16 protein-coding genes are annotated in these 21,094 nt (G+C 67.8%); 2 read left to right on the forward strand and 14 right to left on the reverse strand.

The window, feature by feature from the left end; genetic code table 11:
• Window positions 1–82: 82 nt before the first annotated feature.
• Entirely contained in the window at window positions 83–466 is a 384-nt protein-coding gene (locus G9V96_RS03070) for a LysM peptidoglycan-binding domain-containing protein (RefSeq protein WP_168581725.1), read from the reverse strand.
• A 239-nt stretch (window positions 467–705) separates the two neighbouring features.
• On the opposite strand from G9V96_RS03070, the gene lexA reads away from it, so the two are divergent.
• Both lexA and G9V96_RS03080 read left to right on the forward strand, forming a co-directional pair.
• A complete protein-coding gene (gene lexA, locus G9V96_RS03075) occupies window positions 706–1,410 on the forward strand; it encodes a transcriptional repressor LexA (protein ID WP_226913418.1) in 705 nt (234 codons plus the stop codon).
• 84 nt (window positions 1,411–1,494) lie between these two features.
• Complete coding sequence (locus tag G9V96_RS03080; protein ID WP_168581727.1) at window positions 1,495–2,418, forward strand: LysR family transcriptional regulator; 924 nt, start codon at window positions 1,495–1,497, stop codon at window positions 2,416–2,418.
• A gap of 60 nt (window positions 2,419–2,478) precedes the next feature.
• On the opposite strand, the gene G9V96_RS03085 is transcribed toward G9V96_RS03080, so the two are convergent.
• From G9V96_RS03085 to hflX, 13 genes are all read right to left on the reverse strand, one after another.
• Window positions 2,479–4,803 (reverse strand): ComEC/Rec2 family competence protein, encoded by a 2,325-nt coding sequence (locus G9V96_RS03085; RefSeq protein WP_168581728.1) that lies wholly within the window; start codon window positions 4,801–4,803, stop codon window positions 2,479–2,481.
• The gene (locus tag G9V96_RS03090) at window positions 4,800–5,807 is read right to left on the reverse strand and encodes a helix-hairpin-helix domain-containing protein (protein WP_226913420.1); all 1,008 of its coding nucleotides are present in this window, start codon (window positions 5,805–5,807) and stop codon (window positions 4,800–4,802) included. Before G9V96_RS03090 ends, G9V96_RS03085 begins: the two co-directional genes overlap by 4 nt.
• A gap of 173 nt (window positions 5,808–5,980) precedes the next feature.
• On the reverse strand, window positions 5,981–6,847 hold the full coding sequence (locus G9V96_RS03095) for a DegV family protein (protein WP_168581729.1): 867 nt from the start codon (window positions 6,845–6,847) through the stop codon (window positions 5,981–5,983).
• Between the two features lie 6 nt (window positions 6,848–6,853).
• Window positions 6,854–9,790 (reverse strand): leucine--tRNA ligase, encoded by a 2,937-nt coding sequence (leuS, locus tag G9V96_RS03100; RefSeq protein ID WP_168581730.1) that lies wholly within the window; start codon window positions 9,788–9,790, stop codon window positions 6,854–6,856.
• A 131-nt stretch (window positions 9,791–9,921) separates the two neighbouring features.
• A complete protein-coding gene (gene galK, locus G9V96_RS03105; protein WP_319643824.1) occupies window positions 9,922–11,082 on the reverse strand; it encodes a galactokinase in 1,161 nt (386 codons plus the stop codon).
• 59 nt (window positions 11,083–11,141) lie between these two features.
• Complete coding sequence (locus tag G9V96_RS03110) at window positions 11,142–11,420, reverse strand: hypothetical protein (protein WP_168581731.1); 279 nt, start codon at window positions 11,418–11,420, stop codon at window positions 11,142–11,144.
• 10 nt (window positions 11,421–11,430) lie between these two features.
• Window positions 11,431–13,152, reverse strand: a complete 1,722-nt coding sequence (locus G9V96_RS03115; RefSeq protein WP_226913619.1) for a sodium:solute symporter family protein — start codon at window positions 13,150–13,152, stop codon at window positions 11,431–11,433.
• Between the two features lie 158 nt (window positions 13,153–13,310).
• On the reverse strand, window positions 13,311–14,243 hold the full coding sequence (locus G9V96_RS03120; protein WP_168581732.1) for an aldose 1-epimerase family protein: 933 nt from the start codon (window positions 14,241–14,243) through the stop codon (window positions 13,311–13,313).
• A 137-nt stretch (window positions 14,244–14,380) separates the two neighbouring features.
• Window positions 14,381–14,641 carry a 30S ribosomal protein S20 gene (gene rpsT, locus G9V96_RS03125; protein ID WP_168581733.1) on the reverse strand — a complete coding sequence of 87 codons (261 nt, stop codon included), beginning with the start codon at window positions 14,639–14,641 and terminating at the stop codon, window positions 14,381–14,383.
• 224 nt (window positions 14,642–14,865) lie between these two features.
• Window positions 14,866–15,843, reverse strand: a complete 978-nt coding sequence (gene holA, locus G9V96_RS03130) for a DNA polymerase III subunit delta (RefSeq protein ID WP_168581734.1) — start codon at window positions 15,841–15,843, stop codon at window positions 14,866–14,868.
• 76 nt (window positions 15,844–15,919) lie between these two features.
• A complete protein-coding gene (locus tag G9V96_RS03135) occupies window positions 15,920–18,178 on the reverse strand; it encodes an ATP-dependent DNA helicase (RefSeq protein ID WP_226913621.1) in 2,259 nt (752 codons plus the stop codon).
• A 157-nt stretch (window positions 18,179–18,335) separates the two neighbouring features.
• A complete protein-coding gene (locus G9V96_RS03140) occupies window positions 18,336–19,382 on the reverse strand; it encodes a GNAT family N-acetyltransferase (RefSeq protein ID WP_168581735.1) in 1,047 nt (348 codons plus the stop codon).
• Window positions 19,383–19,404: 22 nt separating this feature from the next.
• Window positions 19,405–20,868: a GTPase HflX gene (gene hflX / locus G9V96_RS03145; RefSeq protein WP_168581736.1), complete on the reverse strand. Its 1,464-nt coding sequence runs from the start codon at window positions 20,866–20,868 to the stop codon at window positions 19,405–19,407.
• Window positions 20,869–21,094: the final 226 nt, after the last annotated feature.

Raw genomic sequence — 21,094 nt, forward strand, 5'->3', positions numbered from 1 at the left:
GAGCGCTACCTTCGACCGCTCCCGTGCCGAACGAGTTCCTTTGCTGCCCAGGTCAGGGTTTGCGCCGCACCCGGCCAGCAGCTCAGGAGGCCGGAATGAGCAGCGACTGCCCCTGAACCACGCTGGAGCTGTTCATTGCGTTCGCCACCTGGATGCGCGTCACGGCAACACCGATTGGCAGGTGCGGCAGCTCTTCTCGGGCCACATCAGACAACGTCTGACCCGCCTGGATGACCGCCACATGCTCAACCGTGGGCGCCGGAGCCGCCATCCGGGCTGCCAGGACCAGGGCGAGCAGGCTGATCGCCCCGAACGCAAGCAGCGTCATCGCCAGACGGCCACGGCGGGTGATGCGCAAGCTTGGCAGCGGCGCCTCTTCCACCGGAGGCAGCACCGTGAGCCTCGCCCGTTGCGGCACCTGAGGTGCGACCCGCTCGACAGCCGGGCTCCACGCCAGTGCGCTCATGATCGATTCCCTTCGGCCAGCCCGTTCGGGCAAGTGTTCTATCGAACTTACGTACGATTCTGGCATCCTAACTACCCGCCTGTCCACACTCGCTCGTACAGATGTTTGAAACGCCTGTGCGAATCGGCGTAGGATGCCGTTCAGGTGCAATTCGATCACCCAGCACTGACAACCCTTCGTCGCCGAAGCGTCGTCGTTACGTTCGCCCTGGTCAGGGCGCCCGGCAGAGAGGACCACCAGTGAGCACCGTCCGTAACCTCCCCACGCGACGTGGGTCTGCGGGGCTGACCCCGAGACAACGCAAGGTCTTGGAGTACATTCGCGGCACGGTGGCTGCTCGGGGCTATCCGCCGAGCCTGCGCGAGATCGGCAACGCGGTCGGGCTCACCAGCCCCAGCAGCGTGGCCCACCAGCTTTCGGCTCTGGAGCGCAAGGGTTATCTGCGCAAGGACCCCAACCGCCCGCGGGCCATCGAGGTCGTCTCTCCCCCACCGGATGGGGACGCCGCCGCCATCGCCGCGGCCATCGTCTCGGGCCACGACGAAACGGGCTTACTGGATGAGCACCCCACACCCACCTACGTGCCCGTCCTAGGCCATATCGCCGCTGGCGTGCCGATCACGGCAGAAGAGGTCGTTGAAGACGTCTTCGCGTTGCCGTCGCAACTCGTCGGAGACGGGCAGCACTTCCTGCTACGGGTGCAAGGTCAATCCATGATCGAGGCCGCAATCTGCGATGGCGACTGGGTGGTCATCCGTCAGCAGCCCACAGCCGAGAACGGCGACATCGTCGCCGCCCTCATCGACGGCGAGGCGACGGTAAAGACCTTCAAGCGGCGCGACGGCCACGTCTGGTTACTGCCGCACAACCCAGCTTTCGACCCCATCGAGGGTGATGAAGCCACCATCCTCGGACGCGTTGTGACCGTGCTGCGAAAGGTTTGAGCTCGTCCAGACGATCCTGCCTGGTGTGCACACTCGGCCTCGAGATAACCCGCTCTTATGGATATACGGGGCTACCCTGACCTCATGATCGATGCTGCAGGCCTGCGCGTCATGCGCGCCATCGCCCAAGAGGGCAGTTTCACGGGTGCAGCCATCTCCCTGGGCTACTCTCAGCCCGCGATCTCTCAGATGGTGCGTCGGCTGGAGCAGCGGTTGGGCACCGTCTTGGTGGAACGGGTGGGTCGAACCATCCGCTTGACCGAAGCGGGCGCCGTCCTGGCCCGGCACGCGGTCCCGGTGCTGAGCGCTCTGGACGCCGCCGAGGAGGAAGTTGCGGCTATCGCAGGCCTGCGTGCGGGACGGGTGCGGTTGATGGCTTTCCCCTCCTCCTGCTCGACGCTGGTACCTGGCGCCCTGGCGCTGGTCCAGCAGCGCTTCCCAGACGTGTCGGTGCACTTCACCGAAGCCGAGCCGAGCGAGTCTCTGTTAGCGCTGCGCAACGGCGAATGCGACTTGGCAGTGGCCTTCTCCTACGAAGGTTCCGACCTTGTTCGAGGGGAAACCGACCTCGATGCGTTCGTCATTCATCACTTGCTTGATGACCCGGTGCGCTGCGCAGTGCCAGCTGATCACCCGCTGGCGGATGCTGCGGTGATGGATCTGGCCGATCTGGCCAATGACCGTTGGATCGCCGGCTGCCCGCGCTGTCGTGGTCACCTCCTCACGCTGTGCGATGCGGCGGGGTTCCGGCCAGAGGTCGACTTCGAGACCGAGGACTACGTGGCCGTGCAGGGGTTCGTCGCTGCCGGGCTCGGGGTGGCGTTGATCCCCGATCTGATCCTGCGCAGCATCACCCACCCTGATGTGCGGGTCATCCCCATCGACCCTGCCTCGCACCGTGCCGTCTACATCGTCACTACCCCCGACCTGGCTCGTGTACCCGCGGTGGCCGCGACCATCGATGCGCTCTGTGAGAACTCCCGGCCGCTGACCCCCAAGGCCGGCTGATCGAGCACGCTCGAGGCGCACTGAGGCCGTCCGCGCGGGCTGGGAGCGCCCCCGCCCGGCTCAACCTGGTTGCGAGATGGCCACATACAGCGCTCCGTTGCGACGACCAAGTGCCAGATGCCCCTGCTGGTCAGTCCGGTACACCGCAGCCCCGGTGCGGGCCAGGCTTCGTAGCAGGGTGGGCGCGGGGTGCCCGTAGTCGTTGTCCGCCCCGACGCTGATGAACGCCACCGGCGCTCGTGCCTCGGCCAGGAGCTGCGGGTCGTGATCGGCCGACCCGTGGTGGGCCACTTTGACCACGTCGAAGCCGCTCGACAAGCTCGGCCGCACCGATCTGAGGACCGCGGCCCCCGCAACGGCGTCAGCATCAGCCAAGAGCAGCGAGCGAACTGTGCCGCCTTGGCTGGTGGACGTCACGTCCAGGACGATGGAGCCACGGTTGGGGCTCATCCCGGGTACCGGGTGAGCGGGTGGGTTCCGAACGGTGGCGCGCACTCCGGGCCAGGTCAGGATGTCCCCGTCGGCGACCTGCAGCGGTTCGCGCTGTTGCGCCCGCCACCATCGCTGCACCCGGGCAGCCGCCAGCGGCCGCCCGGGCTGGGTGGAGATGACGACTTCGCCGATCGAGCGCCCCCGGCTCACCCCGTCCAGGCCACCGACGTGATCGAGGTCGAAATGGGTCAGCACGACTGCGTCCAGGACGCCGATCCGCAAGTCCCGCAGACAATCATCAACGGTTTGGGCATCGGGACCGGCATCGACGAGCACCGCATGCCCGGGCGAGGTCGGCAGCACCAGGGCATCCCCCTGCCCCACATCGCAGGCCACCAGAGCAGGGTGGGGCCCAGGCCAATCGCGTGGCTTGACCGGCCACAACAGGACGACCGAAGCGGCCAGGACGGCGAGCCAGAGCAGCGGCCTGCGCCGTGCCCACCGGAGCAGTACCCGGTGCGCGCTCAACAGAGCCACGATGATCACCGCCAAGCCCAGAGCTGCCGCCAGACTCGTGGGCCACGGCACGGCCCCGTGCGGAACGGCCGAGCTCATCCGGGCGATGCGGGCGATGCCCAGCGCCGGCAGACCGGGCAGCCAGGCCAGTACAGCCGCCAGGCCAGGAGCGGGTACTGCAAGCATGGCCAGGCACACCCCACCGATAGTGGTTGGCGCCACCAGCGGCGCGGCCAACAGGTTAGCGACCACCCCGACCAGCGTGATCTCGCCTTGCAGGGTGACGATCACCGGGGCGCAAGCCACCTGGGCTGCGACCGGCACGGCCAGCGCGTCCGCGAACCAAGCCAACCGCGAGGGCAGGAAGGCACGCCAACGCTGCGCCCACGGCCTGGCCAGGATGAGCAGTCCCAAGGTGGCCAGCACCGAGAGCGCGAATCCGTAAGAACGCGCCAGCCACGGGTCGAGCGCCAACAACACGATCACGGCCCCGGCCAGGGCCGGAAGCCCGGATTGGGGGCGTGACCGAGCCACGGCGATCAGTCCGATCGTGCCCATCACGGCGGCGCGGATGACGCTGGGATCAGGCCGGGCCACAACGACGAACCCGGCGATGACCAGGAGCGCCGACAGGGGCCGCAACCGACGTGGGGCGCCGACGCCCCGAGCAAGCAGCAGCGCTGCGCCCCCGACCAACGCCACATTGGTGCCCGAGACGGCAGTCAGGTGGGACATACCTGTCTGCTTCATCGCATCGGCCAGATCGGGTGGAGTTTGGCTGCGATCGCCGATGACGAGTCCCGGGAGCAACCCACGGGCATCCTCGGGAAGATCATGTACGGCACCACGCAGGCCCGCGCGCACCACCTCTGCTGCCTGCAACACCGGACCAGGACCAGCCAGGACGCGGGGGCCGGCGCCTACCCGCAGCACCGCGACCACGTCCTGTCCCGGTTCGGCGGGCGACAGACGTCCGCGCAGGGCAACCTGCGAACGCCAGCGCCAGCCATCGGCGGCGGTGGTGATGATAAGCACGGGGCTGCGCACCCGATGCTGTTGCCCGCGCGCTTGCACCCCGAGCACCAGGACGCGGACGGCGACCTGCTCCGGGCCGACTTCGCGTTCCTGCAACCGGACAGGCTCACCGGTGACCCGGCCTTGGATCATCACCGAGGCCCGCACCTGGGCCAACTCCTCGATCGGACCCAGCGAACGCACGGTTTCCGCTGCGCACAGACAGCACAGCAGCAGGCAGCAGATGAGGGCGCACATCGCGGTGACCGGGTTACGGAGGCGGGGGTGGGCCGCGACGAGCGCCACCACCAGGCAACCGGCCGCGGCTGCGGCCACGACCGGGACGGGTAGGTGCAGAACCACGGCCAGAACCGCCCAGCCCAGCAACGCCGGCAGCAGCAGACGGGCATCAGCCTGGTTCACACCCGAACCCGGGGCGCAAGTTCGGCGTAGCGTTTCTCCCCCACCCCGCTGACCTCGGCGAGTTCCTCCACCGAGGAGAACCGTCCGTGCTCGGCCCGCCACTGCAGGATGCGCGCGGCCAGCACCGGGCCGACCCCCGGCAACGTCTCCAGGGTCGCCTGATCGGCCGTGTTGAGGTCGATCACCGCCCCCGGGGTCGCCCCGCCCGTCCCGGCCGGCGCCCCACCCGATCCGGCTGGCGCTGCACCCGAGGCTGGTACGCCTGGGGCTCCGGGCGGCGCGGGCGGTGGCACCTCGCCCACCTGCGGGATCACCAACTGTTCGCCGTCGATGGCGCGCCGGGCCAGGTTGACCGCCGTCAGATCCGCGCCTTTGACGGGCCCGCCCGCGGCCGTCACCACATCCTGGACCCGGGAACCGTCCGGGACATTGACCACGCCGGGGCGAGCCACCTTGCCGATCACATGGATCACCAGGTGCGGCCGCGCCTGAGCGGTAAGTGGCGTGGATACTGCGCTCGCCTCACCCGGGGCCGCCGCGGGGCTGGACACGATCGCCGCCGGTTCCTGGGAGGCACCCGCGGCGGGCGTTCGCCCCGGCGTGGGGGTATAGCCGGTGGCGACCGGCTCAGACAATGCCGACGCCGACAGGATTCGCCAGGTCATCACGCTGATGGCCAGCACCACCACTACGGCTGCCCCGATAACGGCCCGCCACGGTGGGCTCACCCTGGCCGAACGCAACGCGCCCGGAAGCTGCACATCCCCCTTGGAGGGATCGATTGCCGCAACCGCCCGACGCGTGCGCGGCAGCGCGGCCGACTGGCAGGGCGGCGACCCAGCCACCGCCAGCGACGCCCGGAGCGACTCGGGTGCATCTACGGACGGGGTCGCGGCGGTTGCCGCTGACGGCTGGGGCGGCTGGGCTACCCGGGGTGGCGGGCTGGCGGCTGTGAGGAGTGCAGTAGCCCGATCATGCGGCAGGGCGTGCGAGGAGCGGGGCATGCGGGGAACGCTAAAGCGCACATAGCGGGCGCGGGCGCCGCCTGCCACCTCCTGTGGACGACGAACGACCGCAAAAGGCGCCCTGAGGATGACTCGACGGTGAACGTTCGGTCCCGGACACGCAATCGCCCTCACAGTCACGGACGCAGTGGCGCCCCCGACAACGTGAACCCCTACTCGTGATGCGGGCTGACAACAACGGCCAACGCCCCCGGGCCCAGATGAGCCGCAGCCACCGCCCCGATCTCGATCACGGGAACAGCCCCCTGCCCCAGACAGCCGCCGACCCGTTCGCGCAAGGTCCCGGCCAGCCGTTCGGCGCGTTCCGGGGCATCGATGTGGTGCACGGCAACCTCGACCGGCCCGTCGTGCCCGTCAGACTCGACCATCTGGACCGCCAAGTCCGTCAACCGCGCCACCGCCCGACCGGCAGTGCGCAGCTTCTCAACCGGTTCGATCCGCCCACTCTGCAGACACAACAGCGGCTTGACCGCCAACGCCGAACCCAACAGCGCCGAAGCGGCGCCGATCCGCCCTCCCAGACGCAGGTACTCCAAGGTGTTGACGTAGAACAACAGCCGAGCCCGCCGAGCCTGATCACCGACCACCTGAGCCACCTGTTGCGCATCCCCGCCGGCCTCGATAGCACGCGCCCCCGCAAGCACAGCGAAGCCCAGTCCCATCCCCATGCTGCGCGAATCCACCACAGTGACCGGCACGCTGGAGGAACGCGCCGCCAACTCGGCAGCGTCGCAGGTCCCGGACAACTCCCCGGACAGATGCGCCGAGACGATGTGAGTGGCACCCTGCGCGGCGAGCCGCTCATAGGCCTCATAGAGCACCACCGGCGAAGGGCGTGAGGTCGTCAACCGGCGCCCTTTGCGCAGGATCGACACCAACTCCTCACGGCCGAGGTCGATGCCTTCGCGATACTCCCGCTCCTCGCAGGCCACCCTGAGCGGAACGACAGCCACCCGATACTGCTGCAGGAGCTCCGCGGGCAAGTAGGCGGTGGAGTCCGTGACAAGGGCGAGCGACACTGGGCCTCAGCCGGCGACGATGTTGACCAGCGACGGCGCCCGCACGATCACCTTGCGGATGGTTTTACCTGCCAACAGCTCGGCGACCCGCTCCTGCCCCAGCGCCAGTTGCTCCAGGTCCTGGGCCGCGATGTCAGCGGGAACCTCCATGCGGTGGCGCACCTTGCCCTGAATCTGCACCACACAGGTGACGCTGTCGTCCATCAGCAGCGCGGGGTCAGCCTGCGGAAAGTCCGTGAAGGCCAACGAAGACTGATGCCCGAGCCGGTTCCACAACTCCTCGGCGATGTGCGGCGCGACCGGTGCCACCATGAGAATCAACGGCTCGACGATCTCGCGCGGGGCGACCTCCAGCTTGGTCAGTGCGTTGTTGAGCTCGATCAGCTTGGCGATGGCGGTGTTGAAGCGCAGGCCCGCGTAGTCGGTCCGGACCCCGTCGATGGTGCGGTGCAACAAGCGGCGCAGCTCCTCAGAGGCAGGCACGTCCTGCACACTCAAGCTGCCGTCCTGCTCGTCGATCACGTTGCGCCACAACCGCTGCAAGAAGCGTTGCGCGCCGACGACCGCGCGGGTCTCCCACGGCTTGCTGAGCTCCAACGGGCCCATGCTCATCTCGTACACCCGGAAGGTGTCAGCACCGTACTGCTCGTACATCTCATCGGGGCTGACTGCGTTCTTCAGCGATTTGCCGATCTTGCCGTACTCGCGCTGGACCCGGGCACCGTTCCAGGTGAACGTAGGCTCCCCGGTTGCCTCCGGCGGGCCCTCGACGACCTCCGCCGCAGGAACCGGTTGCCCGCGGTCGTCCCGGTAGGCGTAGGCCTGGATGTAGCCCTGGCTGAAGTAGGTGCGGAACGGCTCCTGCGCGCTGACGTGGCCGAGGTCGTACAGGACCTTCTGCCAGAACCGGGCGTACAACAGGTGCAGCACGGCGTGCTCGACACCGCCGACGTACAGGTCGACACCGCCCGGATCCCGGGTGCCCTCCGGAGCGCCGGCTACGGGCTGGTCCCGGGGGCCCATCCAGTACCGCTCGACCTCGGGGTCGACCAGGGCCTGAGTGTTGCCCGGGTCGAGGTAGCGCAGGAAGTACCAGCACGAACCGGCCCAGTTGGGCATCGTGTTCGTTTCCCGGTGGTAGGTCTTCTCGCCCTCGCCGAGGTCCATCGTGACCTCCACCCATTCCGGGACCCGCGACAGCGGCGGCTCGGGGGCAGTATCGGCGTCATCGGGGTCGAAGGTCTTCGGGCTGTAGTCAGGTACATCCGGCAACTCCACCGGCAGCGCCGAATCCGGCAGCCCGTGCGCCCGACCGTCCTCGTCGAAGACCACCGGGAAGGGCTCGCCCCAGTAACGTTGGCGGCTGAACAGCCAGTCCCGCAGCCGGTAGTTCACCGTGCTCTGCCCCAGGCCCTTGGCTTCCAGCCAGGACGTGATCGCGGTCTTGGCCTCAGCCACCGCCAGTCCGTCCAGGCTGACCTCGTCGTTCGCGGAGTTGACTGCGACCCCGTCCCCGACGAAGGCCTGGCCGGCGCGCAACGAAGTGTCCGGCGCGGCGGGCTGCCCGGCGGGCGCTACGACATCGATGATGGGCAGGCGGAACTGGCGCGCGAACTCGTAGTCGCGGGTGTCGTGCGCCGGCACCGCCATGATCGCGCCCGTCCCGTAACCCATCAGGACGTAGTCGGCGATGAAGACGGGCACCTTGCGTCCGTCGACGGGGTTGATGGCGTAACCGCCGGTGAACACACCGGTCTTCGTCTTGTCCTCGAGTTGCCGTTCGACATCCGATTTGCGGGAGGCGGCGAGCCGGTAGGCGGCCACGGCCTGGGCCGGCGTCTCACCGAAGCCGTCGTCGACCCCCATCCACTCCGGTTTGGTCTCCTCCGGCCAGGCGTCGCTCACCAGCCGCTCGACCAACGGGTGTTCGGGGGCCAACACCATGAAGGTGGCGCCGAAGAGAGTGTCGGGGCGGGTCGTGAAGACCGAGATCGTGGTGTCGGGGTCGTTCTCCAGCGGGAACTCGACGCGGGCGCCGTGGCTTCGCCCGATCCAGTTGCGCTGCATGAGCTTGACCTTCTCGGGCCAGTCGACCCGGTCCAAGTCGTCAGCCAGCCGGTCTGCGTAGGCGGTGATCCGCATCTTCCACTGCCGCAGGTCGGCCCGGAACACCGGGTAGTTGCCGCGTTCGGAGCGGCCGTCGTTGGTGACCTCTTCGTTGGACAGCACCGTCCCCAGGCCGGGACACCAGTTGACGGGGGCTTTGCTGGTGTAGGCCAGCCGGTAGGAGTCCAGCAAGTCGCGGCGCTCCCCGGTGTCCAGGGACTGCCAGCTGCGACCGGCGAACTGCCCGCTCGGCGTGATCCGCCCGGCGGCCAGCTCATCCTCGAGTTCGCTGATCGGACGGGCACGGCCCACTCCCCCGTCCGGGCGCTGTGCCTGCGGGTCATACCAGGAGTTGTAGATCTGCAGGAAGATCCATTGGGTCCAGCGGTAGTACTCGGGATCGATGGTCTCGATTGCGCGCCGGTCATCGTGGCCCAGCCCCAGGCGACGCAGTTGGCGCCGCATGGTGACGATGTTGGCCTCGGTCGTCAGCCGGGGGTGCTGTCCGGTCTGGACGGCGTACTGCTCAGCGGGCAGACCGAAGGCGTCGTATCCCAGGCAGTGCAGGACGTTTTTGCCGGTCATCCGGTGGTAGCGGGCGAACACGTCGGTGGCGATGTACCCCAGCGGGTGACCGACGTGCAGCCCGGCACCGGAGGGGTAGGGAAACATGTCGAGCACGAGCAGCTTCTCGCGACCGGCGACTTCGTCCGGCTGTGCCCACGGTCCGGCCGGGTTGGGCGCGCGGAAGGTGCCTGCGTTCTCCCACCGGTCCTGCCAGGAGGTTTCGATCTCCTGCGCCAGTGCGGCGTCGTACCGGAAGGGCGTGTCGTTCATGGTTTCGTCCTCATCCAAAGTGGGCGGCGGTTCGTACACCGGTGGCCGTTGTCGACGGCGCTCACTGCACGCACGTGCCCCCGCGCCAGGCGCGTGGGGCACTCGGCCAGGCTATCGCAGCGGCGCTCGGTTCAATCCAGGCGTTTTGCGCCGTCGGCGGGAACCACCGGGAAGATCTGGGGGGCCGCGAAGCCGTGCTCGGCGTAGGCCTGCCGCACTCCTTGACTGACTTGATCCACGGCGTCGGCCTCGACGAGGGCGATCGCCGATCCGCCGAAGCCCCCGCCGGTCATCCGCGCACCGTAGGCCCCCGCCTGCAGAGCTGCCTCGACGGCGACGTCAAGGTGGGGCACGGTCACTTCGAAGTCATCACGCAGCGAGGCGTGGGATTGCGTCAGCGCCGGGCCGATGTCGCGCGGGTCACCCCCGGCGCGTAGGTGCTGCACGACCTGCAGCACTCGAGCATCCTCGGTCACCACGTGTCGTACCCGCCGTTGCACAGTGGGGTCCGTGATTCGCGCTAGCGCGTCATCCAGGCGTTCCGGGGCGACATCTCGCAGCGCCTGTACGCCCAGCGTCTGCGCGGCTTGTTCACAGGCCGAGCGTCGAGCGGCGTACTGACCGTCGACGAGGGCGTGCGGGGCGCAGGTGTCGATGACGAGCAGTGCCAGCCCGGCAGCGGGCAGGTCGAAGGGCACATTCTCTACTGCCAGGCTTCGGGTGTCGATGAAGACGAGGTGGCCGGATTTGCCGTGCATCGAGGCAAGCTGGTCCATGTTGCCGGTCGCGGCACCGACGAAGTCGTTCTCACACCGCTGACCGGTCAGTGCCAGCTCGGTCGGGCTTAGTTCCAGCGACCCCAGATCCGTCGCTGCGGCGCCCGTGGCGCATTCGATGGCAGCCGAGCTGGACAGCCCGGCGCCGACCGGAACATCCGAATCGAGCACCATGTCGAGCTCGGGCACTTCAAGACCGCGCTGACCCAGCGCCCAGAACATACCCGCGACGTAGGCGGCCCACCCGCGCACGTCCTCGGGGGTCACGCTCGCTGCATCGAACTCGACGATGCCTTCCTGCTGTAAGGACAAGACGCGGCTGCTCCGGCCTGCCGCCGGTGCCGCAGCTATGCGGCACCGGCGGGTCAGTGCGAGCGGGAGGACGAAACCGTCGTTGTAATCCGTGTGCTCACCGATGAGGTTGACCCGGCCGGGAGCGGCCCATACCCCGGCAGGTTCGCAACCGTACGCCTCGCGGAAGCGACGACGCAGGCTAGTCAGATCATCGGTGCTCACGATCAATTCCTCCGTTGTTCCGGCCGGCCTGGACCGGCCGGCTTGGGGCTTGGTCGATCTCAGTGAACCGGTGGAGCGTCCGCGGTCTCAATGTGGGCAGGAACCACGATAGGACGGAACTTCGCCCAGAGCATGAAGGTCACTCCGGCCACCAGCAAGGCCAGACCGGTCCACAGGTTGGCATTCACGCCGCCGGTCTTGGCCAGTTCGGGGTCCCCGAACAGACCGGCTCCGGTCAGCAGAACGCCGTAGAGAGACAACAGCAGCCCGATGAAGTTGCGAATGTCGAAGGCGCCTGCAGTATGACGAACGGGTTTTTCGTTCACAGCATGTGACATGAGATTCCCCTTAGAACATCACGTTGAGCACAAGGACCATGGCAAGCGCAATGCAGGCCAGAGGCACCGTGCGCTGGTAGAAGGGCAGCTTCGCCTCTTCGATGTCGACGAGGTCTTCCTTGGGGGTCTCGGAATACACCAGACCCTTCAGCGAACCTTCCGGCTTGGGCTCGGTCATCAACGACACGACAACGCTGACGACGATATCCACAACGAAAGCAGTGGTCGCAGCAGCGAAGGCCAGACCCTGGCCGGGGAGTTCGAACCAGCCCAGGAACTTGGACCCGTACCACAGGGTGATGGCGGAAACCGTTCCGGCGACCAAACCCGCCCATCCAGCAGTGGAGGTCATTCGCTTCCAGAACATACCGAGGATGAACGTGGCGAACAGCGGAGCGTTGAAGAAGCCGAACAGCGTCTGCAGATACTCCATGACGTTGCCGAACTGGCCTGCGATCAGCGCGGTGAAGATCGCGATGATGGTGGCGGCCAGCGTCGCCAGCCGACCGGTACGCAGGTAGTAGCTGTCTTCACGGTCCTTGACGACATAGGTCTGCCAAAGGTCGTAGCTGAAAACGGTGTTGAAGGCCGAGATGTTGGCGGCCATACCTGCCATGAAGGCAGCGAGCAGGCCTGCGATGGCCAGACCGAGCAGACCGTTGGGCAGTACTTCGCGCATGAGCAGCAACAGCGAGTCGTTGTAGGTGACCCCGTTGACATTGCCACCGCCGGCCGCCTTGAGATCGCTGATCTCCTGAACGGTGACCGCGGCGATCATGCCCGGGACGATGACGATGAACGGAACGAACATCTTGGGGAAGGCGCCGATGATCGGCGTCTTGCGCGCGGCCGAGATGGAGTTGCTGGCCATCGCCCGCTGGACCTCAACGAAGTTCGTGGTCCAGTACCCGAAGGAGAGCACGAAACCGAGACCGAACACGATGCCCACCGCCGACATCACGGGGTTATCGAAGCCGGAAAGAGCCTGGCCGGGCCAGGACTCGAGCTGCTGCGCGGCTGGCGTGACCGTGTCCGGGTGAGCGGCAGCGGCCTGGGTGATCTTGTCGGTGAGCCCGCTCCAGCCGCCCACTCGGTGTAGACCGATCAGGGTCAGCGGCAGCAACGCCGCAACGATGACGAAGAACTGCAGGACCTCGTTGTAGATCGCCGCCGACAGACCGCCAAGGGTGATGTAAGACAGCACGATGGCAGCGGCCACGATGAGAGAAACCCATTGCGGCCAACCGAGCAGCGCGTTGACGATCGTGGCGAGCAGGTAGAGGTTCACACCGGCGATGAGCAGCTGAGCCAGGGCGAACGAAACGGAGTTCACCAGGTGCGCACCGGGACCGAACCGGCGCAGCATGAACTCCGGTACCGACCGGACCTTAGATCCGTAATAGAACGGCATCATCACGACGCCGAGGAACAGCATCGCCGGAATGGCCCCGACCCAGAAGTAGTGCACGGTCGGCATACCGAACTGGGCGCCGGTGGCACTCATACCCATGATTTCTACCGCGCCGAGGTTGGCGGAGATGAACGCCAATCCGGTGACCCAGGCCGGCAGCGACCGCCCGGAGAGGAAGAAGTCGATGGAATCCGAGACCTGGCGCCTGGCCATGAACCCGATGCCGATGACAAAAACGAAGTAGAGCGCGATAAGCGAGTAATCGAGCGCGGTGGCCTCGATTAACGTATCTGCCGCTGGAACAGCGGCCAAGGCGGGCAAAGACTGCACCCCGGTTCTCCTTTGACTTGGGTGACGCACCAGGTGACAGAGGGGACCTGGGCGGCGGTGGCACCGACGGTACACCCCGGATGCAAACGCCGATCAGGGCCCTATCGTTTTGCCCCCGGGGCTCGGGACCAGATGCCCGAGCGCCGTACTCAACCCTGAATTCCCCACCGGGCCGTCCAGGTACCACCCGGCTGCAGAGTGATCAGGTCGCGCCCACTTTCAAAAGCGCGCGGGGGGCAGGTCATCGGTTCGACCGCCACCCCGGAGGCGCGGGAGAGTTTGCCCGGCAGCGGGTCACCGGTGAAGACCTGAGCCCACGGGAAGGCGTCCGCCTGCGCCCAGAGCACCGTTGAGCGGTCCGCGTGACTCAGCCGGACCCGCCAACACCCATCCGGGTCAGCCTCGAAGTCGGTGTAGGCCAGGTCGAGCGCGGTCTGCCCCAGGGGGCGCGGCTCGCGCAAATCGAGGGCCCCATCCACCGGCACGGGCTCGGCGTCCAGGCTCGGCAAGAGCCGTTCGGGGTCCACGAGCAACCGCGAGCGGGCCGGGACGTGCAGGGAGGCGTCATCGACGCGTGCTTCGCCAGCCGTCAGATAAGGGTGGGCCCCGTAACCGAAAGGTGCCGGTTGCGAGCCCAGGTTCGTCACCTTCGGGGTGATGCTCAGACCGTCCCGAGTCAGGGCGTACTCGGTGGACACATCCAGGATCCAGTCCCAACCCGGCTGCGGCGCCAGCACCATGCCGACCACGAGACGATCCGCGCAACGTTCACGAAGATCCCAGCGCGCCCAGGAGACCAGGCCGTGGGACGCGTTATGCCGCTCCGGCTCGGTGAGGCTCAGCTGCCGTTCGACCCCGCCGAAGCGGTAGCTGCCATCTGCGATGCGGTTCGGCCACGGAACGAGAATCTGCCCGCGGCCGCTGTCACACATGTCGTGTTCGCCGTAGCCGTACAGCAGGGGCACCCCGGCGCGGGTGAGCGCGCGCACACCGCCACCGACCTGCACCACCACTGCCGAGAGATCCCCGCAGGAGATGCTCCACTGTTCCCCGCTTGCCAAAACTTGCCTCGAGCCAGCCATGGGATCAACGTACGCTGCCTCACCGCTCATCCGGTGGCAGGCCCGGTTCGGGCGCGCAGATATGAATGCGGGGAACAGCACGGCGGGCCGCCCCTTGGAACTGGGACGGCCCGCCGATGAGTGCGCTACGGCACGGATCAGAGCTGGTTGAACACCTTCGCCATGGCAGCCTTCTTGTTGGCGGCCTGGTTCTTGTGGATAACGCCCTTGCCAGCGGCCTTGTCGAGCCGGCGGCCGGCCTGACGCAGGGCAGCCTCGGCAGCCTCTTTGTCGCCAGCAGCAGCAGCTTCGCGGAACTTACGGTTCCACGTACGCAGCTCAGACTTGTACGCCCGGTTGCGCTCGGTGCGCTTGGCGTTGGTCTTGATGCGCTTGATCTGCGACTTGATATTCGCCATGGTCCACTCTCATTTCCGGTCGTTCGGCTGTCGGAGGACAGGCCCGCCCTCGAATCCGGCAGTGGTGAGTTGCCGGGCAAAAGCGGACTGCTTGACGCGTGTAAGCGCACGACCTGGGCGCACACGCAAGGGGTAACGCTACCAGCGCGGGAGCGTGGTCCCAAAAAGTCGGCTAAGCCGAGCGGTCAAGGTCGACACACGACGTGCGCTGGACGAAGCGGGGCTCAGCGCTGCCGACGTAGCTCGCAGATGGTCCACACCGCATGTTCCACGGCATAGACCGGATCGCGACCGCCACCTTTGACGGCGAAGTCGGCGGCGGCAACCGCCTGGATGGCAGCGCCGAGAGCCTCGACATCCCAGCCCTGCAGCGACCGGCGAGCTCGCTCGATCTGCCACGGCGCCATTCCCAGCCCTTTGGCCAGCTGTCCGGTGGGGCCACGACCGGCCCCGGCCACCTTGATCAGCTGGCGCAGTTGCACGGCCAGAACCGCAACGATCGGCACCGGGTCGACCCCGGAGGCCAGCGCGTGGCGCAGCAGCCGCAACGCTTCGGCGCTGTTGCCCGCCACGGCCGCGTCGGCGACCCGAAAACCCGTGGCGTCGACCCGTCCCCCGTGGTAGCGGTGCACGGTGTCCTCGTCGATGACCCCGGTGGTGTCGTCGATGAGTTGTTTGCAGGCCGATGCCAGTTCGCGTACGTCCCGACCGACGGCCTCGATCAAGGAGCGCACCGCACCCGCAGTGGCCTTGCGCCCGGCCCGGCGGAACTCGTGGGTGGCGAAGTCGGTCTTGTCCTTATCGGATTTGATCGCAGGGGCTTCGATGACGCGCGCCCCCGACTTCTTCATGGCCTCCAACACCTTCTTGCCGCGGTTGCCACCTTTGTGCAGCGCGACCAGGGTCACGTCCTCGACCGGGGACTTCAGGAAGCCCAGCAGGTCGGACTGCAGGTCCTCCCCCGCCTCGTCGACGTCGCTGACCACGAGCGCCTTGGCACCACCGAACAGAGACGGCGCGCTCTGCATCCCGACCTGGCCTGGTTCGTAGGCGGCGCCGTAGAGGCGGACCACCTCCAGGTCTGACTGGGTGCAGCGCAGTGCGTCCAGCGTGGATTCCAGCGCCCGTTCGGCGATGACGGCTTCCGGGCCGCTGATGAGTACCAGCGGCGGCACACCTGAGGCGGGCGGGGCAGAGGTCACGCTGCCCAGCTTGGCATGCTCGCCGCAGCCTCGGCCATCCCACCGGCTCACCGCCCAGCCGACCCGCGCGCCAGGCTCACAACCCGAGCAGACGCAAGCGAGTTTCCACCAACCCCACGGCGAGCTCGAGATGTTCGGACAACTCTTGGGGGCTCAACCCCAGTTCGATGCCGTCCTTGAGTTCTTCATCCTCCTCGCGGGTCCAGGCGTGCCCGCCGGTCACCGCGGTCCGTTCCCGGGGCGCGGTCGGGGCACCGGTGGCGATGGCCTCACTGACCTTGGGCGCAGGAGGGTGTTCGGTCTCCCCCGCCTCCAGCTTCGCCGGGTCCTGTTCCAGGACTGCTCCCACCCCGCGCGGCGCCGGTTTGAGATGTGGAACCACGGGCGCGGCGCCCGCGTCCAGGCGACGCAGCGACTCCAGCACCCGTTGAGTGTTCGTGGTCGGCCAGAACGGCGGTAGCGAGCGCTGCAGGAAGCCGGCATAGCGGGCGCTGATCATCCGGGAGTCCAAGAAGGCGACCACCCCTTTGTCGTCGCTGCGGCGAATGAGGCGCCCCGCTCCCTGGGCAAGCCGCAGCGCTGCGTGCGTCACCGAGACGGCCATGAAGCCATTGCCACCCCGGCGGGCGATGGCCTGTGTGCGGGCCGAGGCGAGCGGGTCATCCGGTCGCGGGAACGGGATCCGGTCGATGACGACGAGTTGGCAGGCCGGGCCTGGCACGTCCACGCCTTGCCACAGCGTCAAGGTCCCGAACAGGCAGGTTTTCGCGTCGGCAGCGAAATCTCGCACCAATGTGCTGATCTGATCCTCACCTTGGCACAGGATCGGGAACTCCTGGCCCAACCGGGCCCGCATCTGCTCGGCGGCGTTCTGCGCGGCGCGCATGGAGGAGAACAGGCCCAGGGTGCGCCCACCGGCGGCGCGGATGAGGTCCTCTAACTCCTGGAGCATGTCCGGGTGCGGTCCTTCACGCCCCGGGGGCGGCAGGTGTGCGGCCACGTAGGCGATGCCCTGGCGCGGGTAGTCAAAGGGGCTACCCACATCCAGGCAGGTCCAGGGCGGGGCTCCGGCTCCGCGTAGTCCCATCGTGCCGGCCACCGCATCGAAGCTGCCGCCCAGTTCGATCGTCGCCGAGGTCAGCACGACGGTGCGTTCCGAGAACAGCTTTTCGCGCAGATCCATCGCCACACTCATCGGGGCGACCCGCAGCGCAGGGCCGCGGTTGGGGTTCTGTGTCACCCAGGCCACGTCCAGCTCGCGTTCTTCGAGCAAGCGGTCCACGACATCGACGAGTTCATCCACCGCTGCCCGGGCCAACGCCCGGGCGCCATCGGCCGAATCAGCGGCCTTGGCCTGTCCCGACTCCGGTTTCAAGCCGCTCTGCACCCCTCGGGCCGACTCGCGGACCCGGCTCAGCGCTGCGGCCAGCGACTCCGGCAGACAGCTGAGACGGCCTTCGGGTAGCGGCGCCAGGGCTTCGGAGAGCACCTCGGCGGTCGCGCCCAGATCGTCGGTATCGGCCAGTCGCGCCGCGCGGCGTGCGGCGGCGCTCACCGCGCCGGGAGTCAACTCGTCGGTGACCGTGGCGGTGACCCGGTCGACCAGTTCATGGGCCTCATCGATGACCAGCAGGTCGTGCTCGGGCAGCATTGATCGACCCTCGAATGCGTCGATCGCCATGAAGCTGTGGTTGGTGACGACGACGTCGACGTCTTTGGCGGCAGCCCGGGAAGTCTCCACGAAACATTCCGAGACCATCGGGCAGCGCGAACCGAGACATTCCTTAGCCGAGACCGACACCTGGCGCCAGGCCCGTTCAGTGACACCGGGGACCAGTTCGTCGCGATCCCCGGAGTCGCTCTCCTGCGCCCACTGCCGCAGCCGCACCACTTCGGCACCCAAGGCCGAGCTCGGCGCTTCCTCGGGCTCGGCGCCGACGGTGAACAGACCCGAGGATGCGAACAGCGCGCCCTCATCATCGGGGAAACCCCCGTCCAGTTTGTGCTTGCACAGGTAGTTCCGCCGCCCCTTGACCAGGGCGTACGTGGGGCGGCGGCCGAGCAGTGGCGCCAGCGCGCCAGCCAGGCGCGGCATGTCTCGGTCGACGATCTGGGCCTGTAGTGCCAACGTCGCGGTGGCCACTACTGCCGGTTTCGAGGTGGCGACGGCGTGCGCGACCGCCGGGACGAGGTAGGCCAGCGACTTGCCGGTACCCGTCCCAGCTTGCACGAGCAGGTGTTCCTCGGCAGCTACCGCGTCCTGGACCGCGAGCGCCATCTGGACCTGGCCGGGGCGTTCGCTGCCGCCCACTGCGGCTACAGCGGCGCGCAACATCTCAGGTAGATCGGATCCAGGCACCAGCACAGCCTAAGCGCGTGGGCACCGCGCGCTCTCCCGGCACACACAGCGCCTGAGGTCAGCCGCCGACCGAGGACAGCGCGCCCGGAGGCGCTCCAGGTGCGAACTCGCCGACGGGGCCTGCGTTCGGGGCTCAACCCGAGCCGGTGAAGGCGCTCGGGGTGAGCGCGCGCAAGAAGATGACCTGGTCTGCGGGCTCTTTCGTAGGAACCTTGACGAACCCGGGCAGACGCCCCACCTCGCGATAACCCAAGGCGCTCAGCAAGCCTTCGGCGCGCGGGTCCCCCTGCGTTTCGGCAGCCACCAGTTCGACCTGCGGATGTTCACGTCGCAGCAGGCCGTGCAGGCCGGCCAACAACATCCGGCCGTGGCCTCGGCCCGGGGTGCGCACACAGAGGTGACTCACGGTGGCGGTGTGCGCGTGCGTGCCGATGCCCACGACGGCCCACCCGCATCCGATGAGCTGACCGTCGTGGGCCCGCAAAGTGAGCAGCACGCTCTCCTCGCGCGCCAGCGCGAGCAGCATCCGGCGCACGGCCGGTGAGGTCCCGCCGGGTGAGGACGCTGCGGGGTGATCACGCAGCAGCGACACGATTTCTTCCGCCAGCCCAGGCTCGCCAGCCTGCTCGGGGCTGATCGGGACCAGGGTGGGTGAGACCCACCGGCCATAACGTGATCCGGAGGCGGCCGACCCGTCCGGGTCCAGCGCGTCGCGGGGTTCGGTGCAGACCAGGCCGGCAGCTTCGGCCGAGCGGATCGAGGCGGTGTTGTCGAATCGGATGACCCCGTGCACGGCGGGTTCCGGCAGCCATTCGCAGGCCCAGGCCAGGGTGGCTTTGGCGGCCTCGGCGCCGAATCCGTAACCGTGGGCACCGTAGGAGAGCCGGTAATACAGGTTGAGCCCCGTGCTTTCGCGGCGCACCCCCGCGAACCCCAGCTGCGCCCCCGTGTGCCGGTCCTCCACGAGCCAATAGCAGATGCCGTCGCGCTCCCAGCTGCGAAGCCACCCGGTGAACTCGGCAAGAGACTCGGCACCGGTGCTTCGCCGCGCTCCGGGCACCGAGAACAACCGCGCATCCGAATGAACCGCGTGGTGAAAGGCTGCGTCCTGCATCTGCGGAGGACGCAGCCGTAGCCGCTCGGTCTCCACGACGCAGGGCCATGGGCGGTTCCCGCTCATGGCAGGCAGCGTATCCGGCCAATCAAACTGCGAAGCAGCGGAGTTCCTCGACCTGGTGCGCCATCACGAGAACGCTCAACCGAGTGCCTTCGCCGGTGTGCTCTTCAGCGCGGATCTCGGCGTTGACGTGCAGGTCGTTGACGATCTCGCCGCGGTCGTAGGGGATGAGCAGTTCCAGCGCGACGTTGGGCCGCGGCAGCTCATCGGCAATGATCTGCCGCAGCTCCGCCAAGCCTTCCCCGGTACGAGCCGAGACGACGACCGAGTGCTTCTCCTGACGACGCAGCGAATCCAACACTTCGGGGTCGGCCGCGTCGGCCTTGTTGATGACGATGACCTCAGTCGGCCATTCCCGCCCGTGTTCGCCCAAAACGTCCATGAGCACCGCGCGTACCGCGCTGATCTGTCCGGCTGGGCTCGGGTGGGAACCGTCCACGACATGCAACAGCAGGTCTGCCTCGGCGACCTCCTCCAGCGTGGAGCGGAAGGCCTCGACGAGCTGATGGGGCAGTGAGCGCACGAAACCGACGGTGTCGGCGAGGGTGTATTCGCGACCGTCCTCGGTCTGGGCCCGGCGCACGGTCGGGTCCAGCGTGGCGAAGAGTTGGTTCTCGACCAACACCCCGGCGCCGGTCAGCCGGTTCAGCAGGGAGGACTTCCCGGCGTTGGTGTAGCCGGCGATAGCCACCGAGGGCACCCCACCGGCTGTGCGCGAACTACGTTTGGTGTCTCGAACGGTCTTCATGTCGCGGATCTCGCGCTTGAGTTTGCTGATCCGCTGGTTGATCCGGCGCCGGTCGAGTTCGATCTTGGTCTCACCGGGGCCGCGCGAGCCCATCCCGGCCCCTCCGGAGACCTGTCCACCGGCCTGCCGGGACATCGATTCACCCCAACCGCGCAGTCGCGGCAGCAGGTACTGCAGTTGCGCCAGCTCGACCTGGGCTTTGCCCTCTCGGCTCTTGGCGTGCTGGGCGAAGATGTCCAGGATCAACGCGGTGCGGTCGATGACCTTGACCTTGACGACATCTTCGAGAGCCCGGCGCTGGCTCGGGGCGAGTTCGTCGTCGCACACCACGGTGTCGGCGCCTTCGGCGCGCACGATCTCGGCCAGCTCCTCGGCCTTACCCGAACCGAGATAGGTGGCGGGGTCCGGGCGTTGGCGGCGTTGCACCACCCCGGCCAGCACGCTGGATCCAGCGGTTTCTGCCAAGGCGGCCAACTCCCGCAGTGAGTTCTCCGCCTCGGCCAACGTGCCCTCGCACCACACCCCGGCGAGCACCACCCGCTCCAGCCGCAGCTGGCGGTACTCGACCTCGGTGACGTCATCGAGTTCGGTCGACAACCCCGCGACGCGACGCATCGCGGCGCGCTCCTCGCGTTCGAGCTGGTCTCCGTCGAAGGAGAGGAAATCGGGGTCTTTGCTGTGCCAGTCGTCGCTGTCGGAGAGCGCGGACGCCTTGGCATCGAAGATGTCTGAGTTCGTCATATCCCTCTCAGAATCGCAGACGCCCGCCCCGGATGCGAGGCAATACCTGCCAGGGCCGGTCTCAGTCCCCCATCGAGGGCCCCGCAACGACTGACTGACGACTGATCGCAGCCCCGATGACCGGCAACCCCTCCCCTGGTCGCTGCCGCGGCGCGACTGCCCGTAGGCCCGGCCTGACCGGCTACGGCCGGGGGCCCCCTGTTGCACCTCGGTGCGGGCGCATCCG

Origin of the sequence: Gephyromycinifex aptenodytis, from assembly GCF_012277275.1 — a bacterium.
GTDB lineage: Bacteria > Actinomycetota > Actinomycetes > Actinomycetales > Dermatophilaceae > Gephyromycinifex > Gephyromycinifex aptenodytis.